The organism is Sphingomonas immobilis (genome assembly GCF_030580995.1).
In the GTDB taxonomy this organism is placed as follows: Bacteria; Pseudomonadota; Alphaproteobacteria; order Sphingomonadales; family Sphingomonadaceae; genus Sphingomonas; species Sphingomonas immobilis.
This window is the reverse complement of record NZ_JAUQSZ010000016.1, coordinates 95,052-112,007: the sequence shown is the minus strand read 5'-3', so window position 1 is coordinate 112,007 and position 16,956 is coordinate 95,052. Positions and strand designations below refer to the sequence as shown.

Annotated in this window: 21 protein-coding genes and 1 pseudogene; 6 read left to right on the top strand and 16 right to left on the bottom strand. The window is 67.4% G+C overall.

Annotated features, from left to right (window positions below):
- Positions 1-530: pseudogene (locus Q5H94_RS19395) on the top strand (hypothetical protein); the annotation flags it as partial.
- A 66-nt stretch (positions 531-596) separates the two neighbouring features.
- Here Q5H94_RS19395 and Q5H94_RS19390 read toward each other — a convergent pair.
- Positions 597-1,040, bottom strand: a complete 444-nt coding sequence (locus Q5H94_RS19390; RefSeq protein ID WP_304562903.1) for a UrcA family protein — start codon at positions 1,038-1,040, stop codon at positions 597-599.
- Positions 1,041-1,198: 158 nt separating this feature from the next.
- Positions 1,199-1,588: a UrcA family protein gene (locus Q5H94_RS19385; protein ID WP_304562902.1), complete on the bottom strand. Its 390-nt coding sequence runs from the start codon at positions 1,586-1,588 to the stop codon at positions 1,199-1,201.
- Between the two features lie 203 nt (positions 1,589-1,791).
- Here Q5H94_RS19385 and Q5H94_RS19380 point away from each other — a divergent pair, with 203 nt between their 5' ends.
- A complete protein-coding gene (locus Q5H94_RS19380; RefSeq protein WP_304562901.1) occupies positions 1,792-2,130 on the top strand; it encodes a hypothetical protein in 339 nt (112 codons plus the stop codon).
- 6 nt (positions 2,131-2,136) lie between these two features.
- Here Q5H94_RS19380 and Q5H94_RS19375 read toward each other — a convergent pair whose 3' ends face one another.
- Entirely contained in the window at positions 2,137-2,628 is a 492-nt protein-coding gene (locus tag Q5H94_RS19375) for a hypothetical protein (protein ID WP_304562900.1), read from the bottom strand.
- Between the two features lie 125 nt (positions 2,629-2,753).
- Here Q5H94_RS19375 and hslV point away from each other — a divergent pair, with 125 nt between their 5' ends.
- From hslV to Q5H94_RS19355, 4 genes are all read left to right on the top strand, one after another.
- Positions 2,754-3,311 carry an ATP-dependent protease subunit HslV gene (gene hslV / locus Q5H94_RS19370; RefSeq protein ID WP_304562899.1) on the top strand — a complete coding sequence of 186 codons (558 nt, stop codon included), beginning with the start codon at positions 2,754-2,756 and terminating at the stop codon, positions 3,309-3,311.
- Between the two features lie 124 nt (positions 3,312-3,435).
- Positions 3,436-4,728 (top strand): ATP-dependent protease ATPase subunit HslU, encoded by a 1,293-nt coding sequence (hslU, locus tag Q5H94_RS19365; protein WP_304562898.1) that lies wholly within the window; start codon positions 3,436-3,438, stop codon positions 4,726-4,728.
- Positions 4,729-4,814: 86 nt separating this feature from the next.
- Positions 4,815-5,351, top strand: a complete 537-nt coding sequence (locus Q5H94_RS19360) for a TlpA family protein disulfide reductase (protein WP_304562897.1) — start codon at positions 4,815-4,817, stop codon at positions 5,349-5,351.
- A gap of 2 nt (positions 5,352-5,353) precedes the next feature.
- Entirely contained in the window at positions 5,354-7,459 is a 2,106-nt protein-coding gene (locus Q5H94_RS19355; RefSeq protein WP_304562908.1) for a S9 family peptidase, read from the top strand.
- Here Q5H94_RS19355 and Q5H94_RS19350 read toward each other — a convergent pair.
- The 13 genes from Q5H94_RS19350 to Q5H94_RS19290 form a co-directional block, all read right to left on the bottom strand.
- Positions 7,456-7,866 carry a hypothetical protein gene (locus Q5H94_RS19350; protein ID WP_304562896.1) on the bottom strand — a complete coding sequence of 137 codons (411 nt, stop codon included), beginning with the start codon at positions 7,864-7,866 and terminating at the stop codon, positions 7,456-7,458. The genes Q5H94_RS19355 and Q5H94_RS19350 overlap by 4 nt on opposite strands.
- Before the next feature lie 43 nt (positions 7,867-7,909).
- Positions 7,910-8,644 carry a hydroxyacylglutathione hydrolase gene (gloB, locus tag Q5H94_RS19345; RefSeq protein ID WP_304562895.1) on the bottom strand — a complete coding sequence of 245 codons (735 nt, stop codon included), beginning with the start codon at positions 8,642-8,644 and terminating at the stop codon, positions 7,910-7,912.
- Entirely contained in the window at positions 8,641-9,702 is a 1,062-nt protein-coding gene (locus Q5H94_RS19340; RefSeq protein ID WP_304562894.1) for an NAD(P)H-dependent flavin oxidoreductase, read from the bottom strand. The genes gloB and Q5H94_RS19340 overlap by 4 nt, the downstream gene beginning before the upstream one ends.
- Positions 9,696-10,127 carry a VOC family protein gene (locus Q5H94_RS19335; RefSeq protein WP_304562893.1) on the bottom strand — a complete coding sequence of 144 codons (432 nt, stop codon included), beginning with the start codon at positions 10,125-10,127 and terminating at the stop codon, positions 9,696-9,698. The genes Q5H94_RS19340 and Q5H94_RS19335 overlap by 7 nt, the downstream gene beginning before the upstream one ends.
- A 74-nt stretch (positions 10,128-10,201) precedes the next feature.
- Positions 10,202-10,957: a tetratricopeptide repeat protein gene (locus Q5H94_RS19330; protein ID WP_341850123.1), complete on the bottom strand. Its 756-nt coding sequence runs from the start codon at positions 10,955-10,957 to the stop codon at positions 10,202-10,204.
- On the bottom strand, positions 10,954-11,661 hold the full coding sequence (locus tag Q5H94_RS19325; protein ID WP_304562892.1) for an alpha/beta fold hydrolase: 708 nt from the start codon (positions 11,659-11,661) through the stop codon (positions 10,954-10,956). The genes Q5H94_RS19330 and Q5H94_RS19325 overlap by 4 nt, the downstream gene beginning before the upstream one ends.
- Before the next feature lie 375 nt (positions 11,662-12,036).
- Positions 12,037-13,146 (bottom strand): M48 family metallopeptidase, encoded by a 1,110-nt coding sequence (locus Q5H94_RS19320; RefSeq protein ID WP_304562891.1) that lies wholly within the window; start codon positions 13,144-13,146, stop codon positions 12,037-12,039.
- Positions 13,121-14,242, bottom strand: coding sequence for a YjgN family protein (locus Q5H94_RS19315; RefSeq protein ID WP_304562890.1), 1,122 nt, complete (start codon positions 14,240-14,242; stop codon positions 13,121-13,123). Before Q5H94_RS19315 ends, Q5H94_RS19320 begins: the two co-directional genes overlap by 26 nt.
- 62 nt (positions 14,243-14,304) lie before the next feature.
- Positions 14,305-14,451: a hypothetical protein gene (locus Q5H94_RS19310; protein ID WP_304562889.1), complete on the bottom strand. Its 147-nt coding sequence runs from the start codon at positions 14,449-14,451 to the stop codon at positions 14,305-14,307.
- The gene (locus Q5H94_RS19305) at positions 14,448-14,657 is read right to left on the bottom strand and encodes a helix-turn-helix transcriptional regulator (protein ID WP_304562888.1); all 210 of its coding nucleotides are present in this window, start codon (positions 14,655-14,657) and stop codon (positions 14,448-14,450) included. Before Q5H94_RS19305 ends, Q5H94_RS19310 begins: the two co-directional genes overlap by 4 nt.
- A complete protein-coding gene (locus Q5H94_RS19300) occupies positions 14,654-15,067 on the bottom strand; it encodes a hypothetical protein (protein WP_304562887.1) in 414 nt (137 codons plus the stop codon). The genes Q5H94_RS19305 and Q5H94_RS19300 overlap by 4 nt, the downstream gene beginning before the upstream one ends.
- A 74-nt stretch (positions 15,068-15,141) precedes the next feature.
- Positions 15,142-15,396 carry a DUF6356 family protein gene (locus tag Q5H94_RS19295; protein WP_304562886.1) on the bottom strand — a complete coding sequence of 85 codons (255 nt, stop codon included), beginning with the start codon at positions 15,394-15,396 and terminating at the stop codon, positions 15,142-15,144.
- A gap of 22 nt (positions 15,397-15,418) precedes the next feature.
- Entirely contained in the window at positions 15,419-16,825 is a 1,407-nt protein-coding gene (locus Q5H94_RS19290) for a glutamate ligase domain-containing protein (RefSeq protein ID WP_304562885.1), read from the bottom strand.
- Positions 16,826-16,956: the final 131 nt, after the last annotated feature.

Sequence of the window (16,956 nt, the reverse complement as noted above, 5' to 3'; positions counted from 1 at the left end):
GGGCGGAGGTGCTCGTGCCCTCCGCGCCGCGCGCGCTCGTGGCGCTCCGCCGCCTGAGCGCGCCCGGCTGGACGCCGGAGCGCCAGCGCGCGTTCATCGAACATCTCGCGCAGCAGGGCAGCGTCAACCTCGCCGCCGATCATGTCGGGCTGTCGCGCCAGTCCGCCTATCAGTTGCGTAACCGGATGCCCAATTCGGTCTTTTCGCTCGCCTGGGATACGGCGATGATGCTGGCGCGGCGGGCGATGCTCGATCTCGCGATCGACCGGGCGATCAACGGAACGGAAGTCGCGGTGCGCTGGCGCGGGCAGGAGGTCGGCACGCGCGTCGAATATGATACGCGGATGCTGCTGGGGGCCTTGCGGCATCAGCCTGCGCCGATCCACCCCAATCTATCGGACGTGGAACTGCATCAGCTCTTCCCCGCGATGCTGGAGGATATCGACGCGATCCTCCCGCCCGTGCTGAGCGATGCGGAGGTGCGTGCGCGGCTGGAGGATTGGAGCGAAAATGGAAACGATGACGCCTGACAGTTTCGATTCAGGCGTCAATCTGTCAAGCGAACTCTAACTCTAATGTCGCTGCTCCGCCGCGCCTCACCACTCGCGGCTGGGCAACCACACGTGGCTCGGCGCGCGGTCGCTATACGCGCGGTCGCCATAGCGCCTGTCCTCCCAGGCGTAGCGCGCCTCGATGCTGCGCACCTGCCGCAGCGCGTCGCGGATCGCGACGTCGCGGCAGGTCGACAGCAGGCTGCTGCTCGCCCGGTCGTCCTCGCCCAGCGCGTCGCAGACATAGTCCGCGCTCAAACTGACGCGGCGGCGCAGCTCGCGGCGGTCCTCGGGATATTGCAGGTGGAGGTCGGCATAGCTCACCCGCTGCGAGGCGGAGGTCACCTCGTCGGGCAGGCGCGGCGTGCCGTACACGACGATATCGTCGGCGCTGTAATCGCGCGGATACTGGATCTGGTGTGCCGAAGCGGGTGCCGCCCCGGCGATGGCGAGCAGGCCGATCGCGGCCGATACGAACGGAAAACGCATCCTGGAACCTCCTCGTTACGCCGCCGACTCGAAAGCCGGTGTCTCGGCGTTAACCTTTATGACCGGAGGCGGTTCCGGCGCGCAAGCCCGACGGGGAGGGGCCCCGCACGAAATGGGGCCCCGCACCGCGAGGCCCCGATCCGAACGTGCCGGTGATGTCAGTAATCGCGGCGGCGCGCGCTGAGATAGCTGTATGCCGGGCCGTACTGGCGCTCGGCATAGCGTACCTGGCGCATCGCGCCGTTCAGCGCGTCGTCGCGGCACGAGGAGCCGAAGCTGCGGCCGGAATCGCTCTCGCCGAGCCGTTCGCAGACGTCGGCGGCGCTGTCGCGCACCCGCCCGCGCAGCACCTCGCGGTCGGCGGCATAGCGCAGGTCGAGATCGTCGTAGCTCACCCGCTGCGACAATGTCGTCACGTCGTCTGGCACGCGCGATCCGTAGACGGTCACGTCATCGGCATCGCCGTAATAGGTGTCACTCTGCGCGAGCGCCGGTGCGGCCGCGCCCATCAACGCCACACCGAGGGCGATCTTGAGGGGAGTTCGCATGGTCTTGCTCCTGTCGTCCGCCGTCCGCTCTCGAAGCCGGCGGGGTTGGTTGCCCCATGGGCGCTGTTAACCTTTGGCGGCGCGGGCCGTTCCGGGCGGGCAGGCCCCGGCGGCGGCGGATCGGGCACGCTTCGCCGCATCCCGGGAACGACGCGCCGCACCGCTGGTTTGGGCGACGAGCGGGATTAACGAGGAGATTTCAGATGGTTCAGGCACGCGACAGCCACGGCCGCTTCAAGGCCGATCACTCCGCCCGCAACACCGCGATCGGCGTCGCCGCCGGGTTCGGTGCGCTGGCGGCAGGCGTTGCCGCGGCGTTCCGCTTCGGTCTGCTCGATCGCCTGCTGCCGGCGGGCGGCGAACATGCCGCGCCCGATCTGGCGCTCGATGCCGCCCCGGCCGGCACCAACCGCGCGCCCGACGCCTTTCGCCCCGATCCGACCGCCCCCGTCCCGGCGAGCGAGCGCGAGGGTCTGCGCCCCGCGACCACCGTCGCCACGGGCTTTACCGAGGACCGGACGACGGAGGCGCTGCTGAACTGAGCCCGGTTACTTCAGGTTGCCGGTGGTCGTCTGGGAGGTTTCGGACATCTTCTTCAGGATGTTCGCCAGCGCTTCGTTGGACTTCGCCGATTTGTCCATCGCCGCTTCCAGACCCGCCGCGTCGCTGCGGGAATGGCGCGCCATGAAGTCGTAGTCGGTCGCCGTCGTCTGAATCTGCGCGTCGAGCGCGGCGCGCAGGTCCGGCGCGGCGCCGGGCGCAGGCGGAGCCGCCGAGACCGGCGTCGCGGCGAGCTTTGCCCGCGCGCTCTTCAGCAATTCCTGGCTGCCCAGGATAAGCTGATCGCGCCGCTCGCTCAGCGTAAGCTGGGGCGCTGTCGTGGTGGCGGCCGTCGTGGCCGTGCTTGTCACGGGTTTGACGTTCACCGGCAGCGAGATGGACGGAACGGAAGGTGCCGATATCGAAGGCGCGCGCACCGTCGGCACGGAAACGGTGACCGAGGGTTTCGGGATCGAGAATTGTCCGGCCAGCGCCAGCACGATTACTAAGCTCATCATGGTAGACCTCCCGTTTGACTTCGCAGCAACTATAGGAGGGCCGTCAGCCTCGCAAGGGGCCAAGTAGGGGATTGCGCCGCCCGGAGAACGATCCCACATCGCCCGGCATGAGCGGGAACAATGAATTGGTGTGGCACGGCACCACGATCCTCAGCGTGCGCAGGAACGGCCGCGTCGTCATCGCCGGAGACGGCCAGGTGACGCAGGGCCAGACGGTGATGAAACCCAATGCGAAGAAGGTCCGCCGCCTCGGCGACGGGTCGGTGATCGGCGGTTTCGCCGGGGCGACGGCGGATGCCTTCACCCTGTTCGAGCGGCTGGAGCGCAAGCTCGAGCAGCACCGCGGCCAGTTGCTGCGCGCGGCGGTCGAGCTGGCGAAGGACTGGCGGACGGACAAGTACCTCCGCAACCTGGAGGCGATGATGATCGTCGCCGATAAGGACGTGACGCTGATCCTGACCGGCAACGGCGACGTGCTGGAGCCGGAGGCGGGCATCGCCGCGATCGGTTCCGGCGGCAACTACGCCCTCGCCGCCGCCCGCGCGCTGGTCGATTACGAAGCCGATGCCGAAACGATCTGCCGCAAGGCGATGGCGATTGCGGCGGAAGTCTGCGTCTACACCAACGACCGGCTGACCGTCGAAGCGATCGAAGAGGCGGCTTGACCTGATCTTAGCCCCTCCCCTTCAGGGGAGGGGTTGGGGTGGGGCAGTCAAAAGCGCCACCCTCTGCGAGACATCCCCCACCCCCAACCCCTCCCCTGAAGGGGAGGGGCTTTGGAAGAGAAGAATGAACGACGCACTCACTCCCAAGGCCATCGTCCGCGCGCTCGATGCGCACATCATCGGCCAGTCGGACGCCAAGAAGGCGGTCGCCGTGGCGCTGCGCAATCGCTGGCGGCGGCAGCGGCTCGGCGCGGATCTGCGTGACGAGGTGTCCCCGAAGAACATCCTGATGATCGGCCCCACCGGCTGCGGCAAGACCGAGATCAGCCGCCGTCTGGCCAAGCTGGCGGATGCGCCGTTCATCAAGGTCGAAGCGACGAAGTTCACCGAGGTCGGTTATGTCGGCCGCGATGTCGAGCAGATCGCGCGCGATCTTGTCGAGGAGGCGATCCGGCTGGAGAAGGAGCGCCGCCGCGTTGCGGTGAAGGACAAGGCCGAGGACGCGGCGATGGCCCGCCTGCTCGACGCGCTCACCGGCAAGGGCGCTAGCGAGGCGACGCGCGAGGCCTTCCGCCAGCGTTTCCGCGACGGTCATCTCGACGCGACCGAGATCGAGATCGAACTCGAGGCCGCGCCGCAGATGCCGTTCGAAATTCCCGGCGCGGCACCGCAAATGATCAATCTTACCGAGATGATGAAGGGTTTCGGCGGACAGCAGCTCAAGCGGCGGAAACTCACCGTGCCCGCCGCCTGGGAGAAGCTGGTCGAGGAGGAGGCCGACAAGCGCCTCGACCAGGACGAGGTGAGCCGCATCGCGCTGGCCGATGCCGAGGAGAACGGCATCGTCTTCCTCGACGAGATCGACAAGATCGCGGTCAGCGACGTGCGCGGCGGTTCCGTGTCCCGTGAGGGCGTCCAGCGCGACCTGCTGCCGTTGATCGAGGGCACGACGGTCGCCACCAAATACGGGCCGATGAAGACCGACCACGTCCTCTTCATCGCCTCGGGCGCGTTCCATGTGGCGAAGCCCAGCGACCTGCTGCCCGAATTGCAGGGCCGCCTGCCGATCCGCGTCGAGCTGAAGGCGCTGACCGAGGACGATTTCGTAGCGATCCTGAGCGACACCAAGGCCTCGCTGACGCAGCAATATGTCGCGCTGATCGCCACCGAGGGCGTCGGCGTAGAATTCACCGAGGAGGGTATCCGCGCCGTCGCGAAGATCGCCGCCGAGGTGAACGGCGAGATCGAGAATATCGGCGCGCGCCGCCTGCAGACGGTGATGGAAAAACTGCTCGAAGAGGTGAGCTTCGAGGCCGAGGACCGACAGGGGCAGACGGTGGTGGTCGATGCGGCCTATGTCGAGGCACAGCTTGCCGGCATCGCGCGCAACACCGATCTGTCGCGCTTCGTGCTCTGAGGCGTCGCGCGGAGGCTGTGCAATAGCTTGACTTGAGCCCGTTATCCTTTTCTTTTCCTCGCCATATCGGCAGGGGGAACGTCGGCATGGGCAAATACAAGGTGGCGTTCGCGGCGCTGTTCGCGATGCTTGTCGTGGCAGCGCCACCGGCGCTGGCCCGGCAAAAGATCGTCGTCGGTCAACCTGCCCCGGATTTCAAGATGCGGCTTGCGGACGGCACGCGCGTGACGCTCGCCGACCTGCGCGGCCAGGTCGTCATCCTCAATCTCTGGGCGACATGGTGTGGACCCTGCAAAGAGGAGATGCCGACGCTGGACCAGATGCAGGTCAACGGTGCCAAGCTGGGGTTGCGCATCTTCGGCGTACTGACGCTGGATACCGCCGATATCAGCCGCATGGGCCGCCTCACCAAAGTCCTGCACTATCCGCTCGTCAAATATATCAGTGACGATTACGGGCCAATCGGCAACGCCGTCCCGACGAATTACATTATCGATCGCAACGGGATCGTTCGCTACGCCAAGGCCACGGCCATGAACATCAAGACCTTTGCGGAGTTGGTCGGCCCGATCCTCGAAGAACCCGTCAAACCGGCTGCCGTCACGACGGGAGGCACCAAGTGATCATGAAAACCAGCGTGTTGGCGCTCGCACTCGTCATGTCCGCGTCGGCGCTCGCGCAGACGGCGAAGCCCCCGGTTGCCGCAAAGAAGCCGTTTCAGGTGACGTCGCCAAACGGCGCACGCGAGGACGACTATTACTGGCTGCGCGACGACACGCGCAAGAACCCGGAGATGCTCGCTTATCTCAAGGCCGAGAATGCCTATGCCGATGCGGTGCTCGCGCCGACCAAGCCGCTGCAGGACACGCTCTTCAAGGAGATCGTCGGCCGGATCAAGCAGGACGACAGCTCGGTCCCCTATCTGAAGCACGGCTATCACTATTACACCCGCTTTGAGACCGGCGCGGACTATCCGATCGTCGCGCGGCGCAAGGGCACGATGACCGCGCCCGAGGAAATCCTGCTCGACCAGTCGAAGATGGCGGCGGGCAGTGGCTTCTTCTCCGTCGGCGACCGTGTCGTCAGCCCCGACGATCGCCTGCTCGCTTATGCGGAGGACAAGATCGGGCGGCGGCAATATGTGCTGAAGGTGAAGGCCATCGCCGGCGGCGCGGCGCTCCCCGATACCGTCCCGAACGTCGAGCCCAATATCGTCTGGGCCGACGACAACAAGACGCTCTTCTATATCGAGAAGGACCCCGTCACCCTGCTGTCGAAGCGGGTGAAGGCGCATGTGCTTGGCGCGCCCGCCTCCGCCGACAGACTCGTCTACGAGGAGAAGGACGACAGCTTCTACATGGGGCTGAAGCGCACCACCGACGACAAGTATGTCTGCATCGAGGAAGAAAGCACCGTCGCCACCGAGCAGCGCTGCACCTCCGCCGCCGACCCCGGGAGCTTCCAGCTCATCGCCCCGCGCGAGCGCGATCATCTATATCAGGCCGATCATATCGATGATCGTTGGATCATCCGCACTAACCGGATGGCGCCGAATTACAAGCTGATGGTCGTCGGCGACGACAGCGTCGGTGAAGGGCTGGCGGCGTGGTCGGACCTGATCGCGACCAGCGCGGACGTGTTCATCGAGGATTTCAAGCCGTTCGACGGTTTCATCGCCGTCGCCGAGCGATCGGGCGGGGTCAAGCGGCTGCGCATCGTGCCGCCGGTCGGCAAGGCGACCTACGTCCAGTCCGACGAACCCGCCTATGCGATGGCGATCGCGACCAATGAGGAGCCGGGCACACGCTGGCTGCGCTACACCTACGATTCGCTGACGACGCCGCAGACCACCTACGAGGTCAACGCGCAGACCGGCGAGCGGCGTGTGCTCAAGGTGCAGCCGGTGCCGGGCTATGATGCCGCGAACTACGTCACCGAGCGCGTCTGGTCGACCGCGCGCGACGGCACGAAGGTGCCCGTCAGCCTCGTCTATAAGAAGGGCTTCAAAAGGGACGGCAAGGCGGCGCTGCTGCAATATGCCTACGGCAGCTACGGCAATTCGATGGATCCGGCGTTCAACCCGGTGGTGCCGAGCCTGCTCGACCGCGGCATGGTCTATGCCATCGCGCACGTTCGCGGCGGGCAGGAGATGGGCCGCAAATGGTATGACGACGGCCATCTGCTTCACAAGAAGAACAGCTTCACCGACTTCATCGACGTGACGCGCGATCTCGTCGCCAAGGGCTATGCGGCGAAGGGCCGGGTGGCGGCGCAGGGCGGCAGCGCGGGCGGGCTGCTAGTGGGCGGCGTCGCCAACATGGCCCCGGCGGACTATGCCGCGATCTACGCGCAGGTGCCCTTCGTCGATGTCGTGACGACGATGCTCGACGCCAGCATTCCGCTCACCACCAACGAATATGACGAATGGGGTAATCCGGCGAAAAAGCCATCTTACGACTATATGCTGAGCTACTCGCCTTACGACAATGTCGCGGCGAAAGCCTATCCGGCGCTGTTCGTCTCGACCGGCCTGTGGGATTCACAGGTGCAATATTACGAGCCGACCAAATGGGTCGCCAAGCTGCGCGCCAATGCGACGGGCAGGAAGCCGCTCGTCTTCCGCGTCAACATGGAGGCCGGGCACGGCGGCAAGTCGGGCCGGTTCCAGCGCTACCGCGATACCGCCGAGGCGCTGGCCTTCACGCTCACCCAGCTGGGCGTCAAACCCTAGGGTTTCGGCGCGCGACGATAGGGGATGACCTCGCGGAAGGTGCAGCTTCCGGTCTGGAAGCGGCCGACGCGCGAGACCGTCTGGATCAGGTCGCCGCCGCAGAGTTGCGAGCCGAAGACCTTGGTGACGATGATGTCGTCGTCGTCCAGCCGGCAGCCGCCGCTGGTATCGACACGGTACAGCATTCGCCGCGAGCTGCCGTAGAGGATCGTATCGCCGATCCGCTGCGTGCCTTCGGTGAAGCGCGTCTCGACGCATTGTTGCGGCTTGCCTGGCACGAGCCCCGCCAACGCATCGTCGAGGCGAACCTTGTTGGCGGCGGCCTCGCGCGCCTCGTAACCCTTGTCGGAGGACAAGGCAGCGGAGCTGGCGACCAGCAGCATCGCGGGCAGGATCAAGCGGTACATCGTCCGGTTCCTTTCACGTCCCCCGCTACCGAGGATAGCAGCTTCAACCCTTGAAAACATCCTTGGCTGCGCGCCGTTCCGCGAGCTCGGCTGCGCTTCCGGCGCGCAGGAAAGGGTTGGTGGCGCGTTCCGCCGCGATCGTGGTGGGCACGGTCGGCTCGCCCGCCGCGCGCGCCGCGTCCACGGCCTGCATCCGCCGCTTGATCGCTTCGTTGGTCGGCTCGGCGACGAGTGCATAGCGGCCGTTCGACTGGGTATATTCGTGCGCGCAATAGACGCGCGTGTCTTCGGGCAGCGCGGAGAGGCGGCGCATGTTGCCGAACATCTGCGCCGCGTCGCCCTCGAACAAGCGGCCGCAGCCCATGGCGAAGAGAGTATCGCCGACGAAGATCGCGTGATCCTCCGCCAGATGGAACAGGATGTGCCCGGCGGTGTGCCCCGGTGCCTCCAGCACCTGCGCGACATGATCGCCGAGCCGCACCGTCTCCCCTTCGCGCAGTTGCACGTCGAGTGTGGGAATGCGCTCGGCCTCGCCGGCGGGCCCGCTGATGATCGCGCCGGTCGCGGCCTTGATGTCGGCGTTGCCGCCGGTGTGATCGGGGTGCCAGTGCGTGTTCCAGATCTGCCCGATCCGCCACCCGCGCCGGTCGGCTTCGGCCAGCACCGGATCGGCGACGGCGGGATCGACCACCATGGTCTCACCGGACGTGGCGTCGTGGACGAGCCAGACGTAATTGTCGGTCAGCACCGGGATACGGACGATTTCGAGCGCGGTCATGCGTGTTGCTCCTGAAGGACGAGCGCCGCCGCACCGAGCCGGCGGGTGAGATCGGCGGCGGGCCCGGTGTTGGCGCGGTGGACGCCAGCGCCCGCCCATAAAGGCGAATAGTCGCCGCGTCCTTCGCGCTCCGCTTGTGCCCGCAATGGCGCGAGCGCGGCGCTGGCATAAGGAAAGCGCGGGGCGGCGGCGTGGACCGGGCCGAGCGTATTGATCAGCCGGTTGCGCAGGCCCCGCGCCATGCCGCCGGAGAAGAGGTTGGTGAAAACCGTGTCCTCCGCGCCAGCATTGTCGAGCGCGACACGGTGAGTGGCGGACGCAAGGCTTTCGGGCGTGCGCAGATAGGCGGTGCCGACCTGCACCGCCCCCGCGCCCTGCGCCATCGCCGCGCGCACGTCGCCCGCGTCGGCGATGCCACCCGCCGCGATGACTGGCACATCGACCGCCGCGACGATCTGCGGCACAAGGTTGGCGAGTGCGACCGGGTGATGGCCGTCGAGGAAATGGCCGGCGTGCCCGCCCGCCTCGGACCCTTGCGCGATGATCGCGTCGCACCCTTGTGCGGCCAACCAGCGCGCTTCGGCAAGGTTTGTGGCGTTGCCGAAGATCAGCGCGCCGCTTGCCCGGACGCCCGCCAGCAGGTCGGGCGCGGGCAGGCCGAAATGGAAGCTGACGATCTCGGGACGGACCTGCTCGACCACCTCGGCCATCGCCAAATCGAAGGGCCGGCGCAGCGTCGGCGCGGTCGTTGGTGGGGCAACGCCTTCCGCGGTGTAGAAGGGTGCCAGCGTGTCTCGCCACGCGCTGTCGTCGGGCGTCTGCCCCAGCGTGTGGCAGAAGAAATTCAGGTTGAGCGGCCCTTCCGCACGGCCCCGGATTGCAGCGACCTCGGAAATCACCCCGGCGGAATCCAGCGTCGCGCAGGCGAGCGATCCCACCGCGCCAGCGCCGATCGCCGCCGACGCCAGATCGGCACCGGCGAACCCCGCCATCGGTGCCTGGATCACCGGAAACCGCGCGCCGGTCAGGTCGAGAAAGGCGCGCGCCGCGCTCACCATTCGCCCGTGTTCGGCATGCTCGCCCAGGGTTCGGCAGGTTCGAGATAGCCGTCCTGCAGCAGCTCGATCGAGATGTTGTCGGGCGTGCGGACGAAGGCCATGTGGCCGTCGCGCGGCGGGCGGTTGATCGTCACGCCAGCATCCATCAGCCGCTGGCAGGTCGCATAGATATCGGGCACGCGGTAGGCGAGGTGACCGAAATTGCGCCCGCCGGCATAGGCCTCGCCGGAGCCGCCTTCGGGCGGCCAGTTGTAGGTCAGCTCGACCTCGGCCTGCGCGCGCTCGCCGTTTTCGGCGATATCCTCCGGGGCTGCCAGGAAGATCAGCGTGAAGCGGCCCTTCTCATTGTCGAAGCGCCGCGTTTCCTTGAGGCCGAGCAGCTCGAAGAACCGGACCGTGGCGTCGGGATCCGAAACGCGAATCATGGTGTGGAGATATTTCAAAGGGCGCTCCGTGATTGCAGATTGCCAAGATAGGGCTGCGGACGGCTCGGTGCCAGCTACGGCTTGACCTCGAACTGCAGGAGCGCGGTGCGGGCGGCGCGGTTGGCGTCGCTGCCGGGCTGGAGGTTGGCGGCCTTGTCCCAGGCGTTCTTCGCGCCCGCCTCGTCGCCCGCGCTGGCGGCGATGTTGCCCGCCTCGAGCTGCACCGCCGCATCGTCGGACGAGCGTTTCAGCGCCTCGGCGATGTCGGCTTTGGCGCGGGGCAGGTCGCCGCCGCGCCGCGCCAGCGTTGCCGACAGCAACCACGCGAGCGGATCGTCAGCGGCATCGACCAGCGCGCGGTCGAGATCGGCGCGCGCCGCCGTCACGTCGCCGCCGGCGAAGAAGGCGCGGGCGCGGTCGAGAAACGCCTCGCCGCGCTGGATGCCCTTGAGCGAGCCCGGCGAGAGCGCGGCGTCGAGCGCGGCGCGCGCCTTCACCGCATCCTTGGCGGCGAGCCAGGCATTGCCGGCCTGCGCCCAGTAGAAGGCGCCGCGCATATCCTTCGCGGCTTCCGCACCACGCGCCGCCAGCTCGAACTCGGTGGCGGCAGCGGTCCAGCGCATCTCGGTCGCATAGGCGATGCCGAGGCACTGGTGGGCCAGGAACGATCCGCCCTGCAGCAGCCACTGGCTCGCCTCGCTTTCGGCGACGGCGGGCTGACGCGTCGCGCTGCCGATGCAGCGGTCGTAGCGTTCCTCCAGCGGCGAGGGGGCGGGGGCCGGAGGCGCGGGGGCAGTCTGCGCGGCGGCGAGCAACAGGGACAGGATCACGCAATGTCCTCGATCAGCGAGAGCAGCCGCGCGATATCCCCCTCGCGCGACAGCCGGTGGTCGCCATCCTTGACGAGCGTGACCTGCACATCGGGTGAACGGATCAGCTCGGCCAGCCGCAGCGAGCGGTTCCACGGCACCACCACATCGCCCATGCCGTGGATCAGCCGCACCGGCACGTCGATGGCGATGGGGCCGAACATCAGCCGATTGGCCTCGCCCGATGCCCAGAAGGCGCGGGTATAGACCATCGGGTGCGCGGGATCGTCGGAGGGGCGCTCGATCCGCCCCTCGGAGAGGATCGCCAGCTTCTCCTCGACGGTGAAGCCCCAGTCGGTGAAATCGGGCGCGGCGGCGATGCCGACCAGCCCGGCGACCTTGGCAGGATGATCGCGCGCGACGAGCAGCATCAGCCAGCCGCCCATCGACGATCCGACGAGGATGACCGGGCCGTCGATCAGCGCGATCATCGCCAGCACGTCGTCGCGCCACCCGGCGAGCGACTGGTCCTCGAAATCGCCCTCGGACGCGCCGCAACCGGCATAGTCGAAGCGCAGGCACGCGCGGCCGTTCGCCTTCGCCCAAGCCTCGATCGCGGTCGCCTTGCCGCCGGTCATGTCGGAGGCGTAGCCGGGCAAGAACACGACCGCCGGGCGGGTGCCGGGGGTGAGATGGTAGGCGAGCTTGGGGCGGGGATCGGTCATGGCCGCGCTTCTAGGAGTGCGGCGGGGTTGGCGCCAGTGTCGCGCGTCTGCCAGAGTGATAGCTCGCTTGACAGATTGACGCCTGAATCGAAAATGTCAGGCTCGATTGTTTCCAAAATTGCACTGATCGGACGCGCGTGTGCCTAGGGAACGCGCGTTGGATTTGCGGTTCGCGGACGGCCGACGATGAGAAAGAGCGGTCGTCACCGTCGCAGGTTTCCGGCGTGTAGGACAGCGGGTACTTTCACCACAGGCGCGCCGACGGCAAAGCCGTCGGCCGGGTTCGGGCTTCGCGCCGACCCGCCGGCCGTGCCGGGCGCTGCGCTTCGCGCGCGGTGCCGTCCCCGGCGATGCCGGACGACGCACCTGCGCCCGTCAGAACCGAAAACTCGGCTTCTTCTGCGCCTCGGGATCGGTCTTGCAGATGCCCTTCAGCGACGCCCACTGGTCCGCATCCAGCGCGGGGCGGTCGCCCTTGTGGGTTTTCGCGCTCGCCAGGAACTTGGCGGCGCGGTCGTGCGACATCGGGTGCGAGGCGAAATAGGCGGTGAGGCGGCCGACGCCCTTGGCATCCTCGCCCTTCGACAGGCGGGTGAAGAATTGCGCGGTCGGCAGCGGCGTGACGGCGGCCTTCTGCATCGCCGTCATCGCGTAATCGTCGGCGCGGGCTTCCGCATCGCGCGAATAGGCCGAGGCGAGCAATGCGTTGGTATAGCCGCCGACATGCCCGTCGAGCCCGCCGAGCAGTACGCTGAGCCCCAGTTGCCGCAGCAGCGATTCCATCACGTCGCGGTGCTTCACATGGCCGATCTCGTGCGCGAGCACGCCCGCCACCTCGTCGGGCGAGACAGCCTTGCGGATCAGCCCGTCGAACAGCACGATATGCCCGCCGGGCAGCGTGACGGCGTTGACCACCGGCAGATTGACGACGCGCACGTCGATGTCGCCGTCACCGGGATCGACACGCTCGACCAGCGCGGAGAGCGCCTGCGGGCCGTTGGGCCCGGCGCAACTGCGGTCGCCGAAATCGCCGGTCATCAGGTCGCCGAGCTGGCGCTCGACCGAGGGCGGCACCGCGCGGGCGAGGACGCTGGGGGAATTGAGCACGATCACCACGACGATGGCGGCGATCACCGCCGAACCGGCGGCGGCGGGCCACAGGCCGATCCGGTCGATGAAGCCGCCGTAGCGCGTCGGCTTGGGGAGCAGCGGCTTCAGGACGTCGGGCACGCCTTCCGGGAAGCCGATGCGCCAGCCGGTGCGGCCCTTGAGCCCGAATACCGTCTCGCCCGCCACGGCGTCGCGCGCGAGGAGATCGGCGAAGGCGTAGGGGCCGTCGCTCGCGCCGTTCTCGGCCAGCGTGAAGCGGTCGCCGTCCACCACCAAGACCGGCGCGCGGCGCAGGCCGTTGACGCCGTCGTAATGCCACACCCGGATCGTGCCGGGCGGGTCGCTACGGTCAGATCGCGCCGATGTCGAAAGCATCGAGCAGCCCTTCCCCTTGCCCCGGCTCGCGCGTGGTCGATTGCGTCAGCGTGTCGAGGTTCATTTCGCCGTACGCATGCATGTGGCGGATGAAGAACGTCCAGTTGCGATAGCCGACGAACACCTGCCCCACGCCCAAGGTGCAGATCACCAGCAGGAAATTGCCGAGGAACAGCCTGATCCAGTCCTTCGTCGTCGCGGTGAAGGCGAATTGCAGCTCGCCGAGCGTCAGCTTGCCGACCGCCTCGCTGAAATAGGCCGAATAATAGACCAAAGCGACCACGCCGAGCACGACGAAGAACAGCAGATAGGCCGCCGCGCCGATGGCGAAGAGGATCACCATGAACCCCTCGGGCGGAGCGCCGCCGCCTTCGCTGCCGCCCTGCGGAAAGCCGCCGAGCATCGCCGCGAACACGCCGAAGATCGCGAACAGGATCGCGATCACGAAGAACGCGATGATCGGCGCGAGATAGAAGAGCAGAAACTTGAGGAAGATCGACCCGGCGCGCGCCTCGGCATGGAAGCGGTGTGGGCCGAAGCTCATGCGGCCCCAGCGTTCGTTCCACAGGCTTGTCATCGACCAGGGAATGAGCAGGCCGAGCGCGAACGAGCCCAGCACCGTCTTCCACAGATAGCTGAAGCCGAACGCCAGCCCGAAGGCGTCGCTGCCGCCGCGGATGCCGTGCCACAACGTGCGGCTGAGCCGGTAGCGCAGCGCGCGGAAGATCGCGACGCCGGTCAGCGAGATGAGGAACAGGTACATGACGAAGCCGATCAGCGCCGCCAGCCCCTCGTGCCCGCGCATCATCGCCCCGTTCAGCGCGATGAAGTTGATGAGCGAGAAGGGGATGGCGAACAGCACCAGCGCGAAGACATAGCCGATGAACAGCTCCAGCCCCGTGCCGGTCCATTCGAGCCGGTCATCGATGAAGCGCGTGCGGCTCCAGAGATATCGCCGTTCGCGCGTGCGCGCCCAGAACAGATAGACGCCGAGCGTGACGACGCAGAGCAGCAGGTTGGTCAGCGCGATCGGCGCGAATTCGCGCCAGTCCCCGTCGAAGGCGAAAGCCTTATCGTCCCTCGAATCGTACGGCATCGCGCTCCCCCGGCCCGCTCGTTGGAGCGCAGCGCGGGGGAACGGTCAAGCGTCGCAAGTGGTTAGCGCGGTTCCGAGAGGCAGGCGCGCAGCACGTGTGTCACGCGATCGACGGTGTGCGCGGCGGCATCGGCCTGCGCGGCGAAATGGAGCAGGAGAAAGGGCAGGGCGATGGCGGCGGCGAGGCGGCCTTTCTGTGCGGCGGTCATTGCGGGGTTTCCTTCGACGGGCTGGTGAACACCTGTTCGATGGCGAGATCGAACAGCTCGGCGATCTTGAAGGCGAGCGGGAGCGAGGGGTCGTAGCGCCCGGTCTCGATCGCGTTGACGCTCTGGCGCGATACGTCGAGCCGCTCGGCGAGGTCGCCCTGGCTCCAGTTCCGCTCGGCGCGGAGCACGCGGAGGCGGTTGTTCATGCCGCCCTCCGCTCGATCACGGCGTTGGCGACGCTGCCGAGCCCGAGGCCGAAATACCAGAGGACCACCACCCAATAGCCGTCGACGCGCTCGATCAGGTCATAGGCCTGCAAGAAACCCCAGACGGTCGCGACGCTCAGCGCGAAGCCGGTCGCCCACAGCATCTGCCGGGTGAGGAGCAGGCGCTGATATTCGTCCGTCTCCTCCGTGATGTACCGCCCCATCGCCACGAACATGCCGATGATCGGCAAGGCCGGCAGGACGGCGATCAAATAGACGATCGCGCCGCTCAGCAGGTGATGTCTGAAGGCATAGGTCGCGAACAGGATGGCGGCCGCATAGCCGAGGCTCAGCCAGATCACGCGGATGTTGTAACGCCGGAAAGCGCGGGTGCGCGGATGGCAGGACATGACAAGCTCCCTTTCGAATCAGTAAGGGAAGCTTTACAGTAAAGCGAGCTTGTCAGTCAAGCGTGCTTGTCAGATCAGATGACGAACTCCACCGTCTTCTTCTGGTCCTCGGCGGCCGCCTGCGCCGCGCGCTTCTGGGCGATTTCGGTGTGGAGGCGGATGATGGTGCGGCTGCCGGTGGTCTTGAAGGCGAAGGGGAGCAGGCCGTGGACGAGCGCCGCGAGGCCCGCGCCGATCATCGTCATGCCGGTGCGCGTGGCGACGCCGAAATGCTCGCCATAGCTCTCCCCGACCGAAGCGGGATGATCGAGGAACAGGCGGCGGAACATCGGGGGCGACTCCTTTGCGGGACTAAACGAGCCTGCGCCCGATTTGTGTCAGCATATCGGCGGCGAGCTGGCTGAGCGTATCGTCGCGCGCGCCCATGACGATCACGCGGTCGCCGGGGCGGGCCTCGGCGACGAGCGCGGCGGCTGCCTCGGCGCGGTCGGGGATGTGGCGCGACAGGCCCCCGATGTCGGCGATCAGGTCGGCGCTGGTGACTTCGCGGGTGACGGTGCCGCCCTGGTAGACGGGATCGGGCAGGACGAGGATATCGTCCGGTCCGAGCTTCTCCCTGAACATCGCGACGAGGGCGTGGCGCATCACCTTGAGCGGGCCGTAGCCGTGCGGCTGGAACAGCACGAGCAGGCGGCCGGGGAAGGCATGGAGCGTATCGAGCGTGGCGGCGATCTTGTCCGGGTTGTGCCCGAAATCGTCGATCACCGCGACGCCGCTGGCTTCGCCGACCAGCTCGAAGCGGCGCTTGAGGCCGGTGAAGCCGGCGACCGCTGCGATCGCATCGGCGAGCGGCACGCCGGCAGCGCGCGCCGCGCCGATGGCGGCGAGCGCGTTCGAAACATTGTGGCGGCCCGGCACCGACAGGCGCACGCGGTGCGTCTCGCCGTCCGCGACCAGATCGAAGGCGATGGCGAACGGCTCCGGCGCGAGGTTGGCGGCGGCGAGATCGGCGGCGGCTTCGATTGCGAAGGTGACGGGCGCGCGCGGCAGCGCGGCGGCGAGCGCGGCGGTCTCTTCGTCGCCGATGTTGAGGATCACCGTCTCGGCCTTGCCCGCGAAATCGCCGAACAGCGCGCGCAGCTCCTCGAGCGATTTGTGATCGAGGCTGACGTTGTTGAGCACCGCGATCTTGGGCGCGTAGAGCGCGATCGAGCCGTCGCTTTCGTCCACTTCGCTGACGAACGCCGCGCCGCCGCCGACGAGTGCCGAGGCGAAGGGCGCTTGCGGCGCTGCGAAATTCTTCATCACCGCGCCGTTCATGACGGTCGGGTCACGGCCCGTGGCGTGCAGGATCCAGCCGATCATGCCGGTGACGGTGGACTTGCCGCTGGTTCCCGCTACGCCGATCGGCAGGTCGCTCGCGTTGAAGAGGTCGGCGAGCAATTGCGCGCGGCTGAGCCGCTTCGCGCCGACCGCATCGGCGGCGACGATGTCCGCAACGGTCGCCTCGATCGCGGCGGAGGCGACGACGATCTGGTCCGCCGAGACGATGCCGCTGCCGTCCTGCGGGAACAGATCGATGCCGAGCGCGCGCAACGCCTCGAACTTGGCGGGCAGGCGTGCCTGATCGAGCGAGCGGTCCGAGCCGGACACCGCCGCGCCGCGCCCGGCCAGGATCATCGCCAGCGGCATCATGCCCGACCCGCCGACGCCGACGAAGAAGTAGGGATTTGGGAAAGAGGATTTGGTGGATTCCATGGTGCGACGCTATCGGTGTTTGGCGAATGACGGGCAACCCCTTGCTCCGTTCGCCCTGAGCCTGTCGAAGGGCGTGCCCCGGGCACGTGCTTCGACTTCGCTCAGCACGAACGGTTGAGGGGTCGGTAGGG

Coding starts and splice junctions, on each gene's coding strand:
- Q5H94_RS19385 (WP_304562902.1), bottom strand. CDS start 1,588: ATGCGAACTCCCCTCAAGATCGCCCTCGGTGTGGCGTTGATGGGCGCG.
- Q5H94_RS19300 (WP_304562887.1), bottom strand. CDS start 15,067: ATGTCCTGCCATCCGCGCACCCGCGCTTTCCGGCGTTACAACATCCGC.
- Q5H94_RS19315 (WP_304562890.1), bottom strand. CDS start 14,242: ATGCCGTACGATTCGAGGGACGATAAGGCTTTCGCCTTCGACGGGGAC.
- Q5H94_RS19390 (WP_304562903.1), bottom strand. CDS start 1,040: ATGCGTTTTCCGTTCGTATCGGCCGCGATCGGCCTGCTCGCCATCGCC.
- gloB (WP_304562895.1), bottom strand. CDS start 8,644: ATGACCGCGCTCGAAATCGTCCGTATCCCGGTGCTGACCGACAATTAC.
- Q5H94_RS19325 (WP_304562892.1), bottom strand. CDS start 11,661: ATGACCGATCCCCGCCCCAAGCTCGCCTACCATCTCACCCCCGGCACC.
- Q5H94_RS19360 (WP_304562897.1), top strand. CDS start 4,815: ATGGGCAAATACAAGGTGGCGTTCGCGGCGCTGTTCGCGATGCTTGTC.
- Q5H94_RS19355 (WP_304562908.1), top strand. CDS start 5,354: ATGAAAACCAGCGTGTTGGCGCTCGCACTCGTCATGTCCGCGTCGGCG.
- hslU (WP_304562898.1), top strand. CDS start 3,436: ATGAACGACGCACTCACTCCCAAGGCCATCGTCCGCGCGCTCGATGCG.
- Q5H94_RS19320 (WP_304562891.1), bottom strand. CDS start 13,146: ATGCTTTCGACATCGGCGCGATCTGACCGTAGCGACCCGCCCGGCACG.
- Q5H94_RS19380 (WP_304562901.1), top strand. CDS start 1,792: ATGGTTCAGGCACGCGACAGCCACGGCCGCTTCAAGGCCGATCACTCC.
- Q5H94_RS19305 (WP_304562888.1), bottom strand. CDS start 14,657: ATGAACAACCGCCTCCGCGTGCTCCGCGCCGAGCGGAACTGGAGCCAG.
- Q5H94_RS19335 (WP_304562893.1), bottom strand. CDS start 10,127: ATGATTCGCGTTTCGGATCCCGACGCCACGGTCCGGTTCTTCGAGCTG.
- Q5H94_RS19350 (WP_304562896.1), bottom strand. CDS start 7,866: ATGTACCGCTTGATCCTGCCCGCGATGCTGCTGGTCGCCAGCTCCGCT.
- Q5H94_RS19340 (WP_304562894.1), bottom strand. CDS start 9,702: ATGGTGAGCGCGGCGCGCGCCTTTCTCGACCTGACCGGCGCGCGGTTT.
- hslV (WP_304562899.1), top strand. CDS start 2,754: ATGAGCGGGAACAATGAATTGGTGTGGCACGGCACCACGATCCTCAGC.
- Q5H94_RS19290 (WP_304562885.1), bottom strand. CDS start 16,825: ATGGAATCCACCAAATCCTCTTTCCCAAATCCCTACTTCTTCGTCGGC.
- Q5H94_RS19295 (WP_304562886.1), bottom strand. CDS start 15,396: ATGTTCCGCCGCCTGTTCCTCGATCATCCCGCTTCGGTCGGGGAGAGC.
- Q5H94_RS19310 (WP_304562889.1), bottom strand. CDS start 14,451: ATGACCGCCGCACAGAAAGGCCGCCTCGCCGCCGCCATCGCCCTGCCC.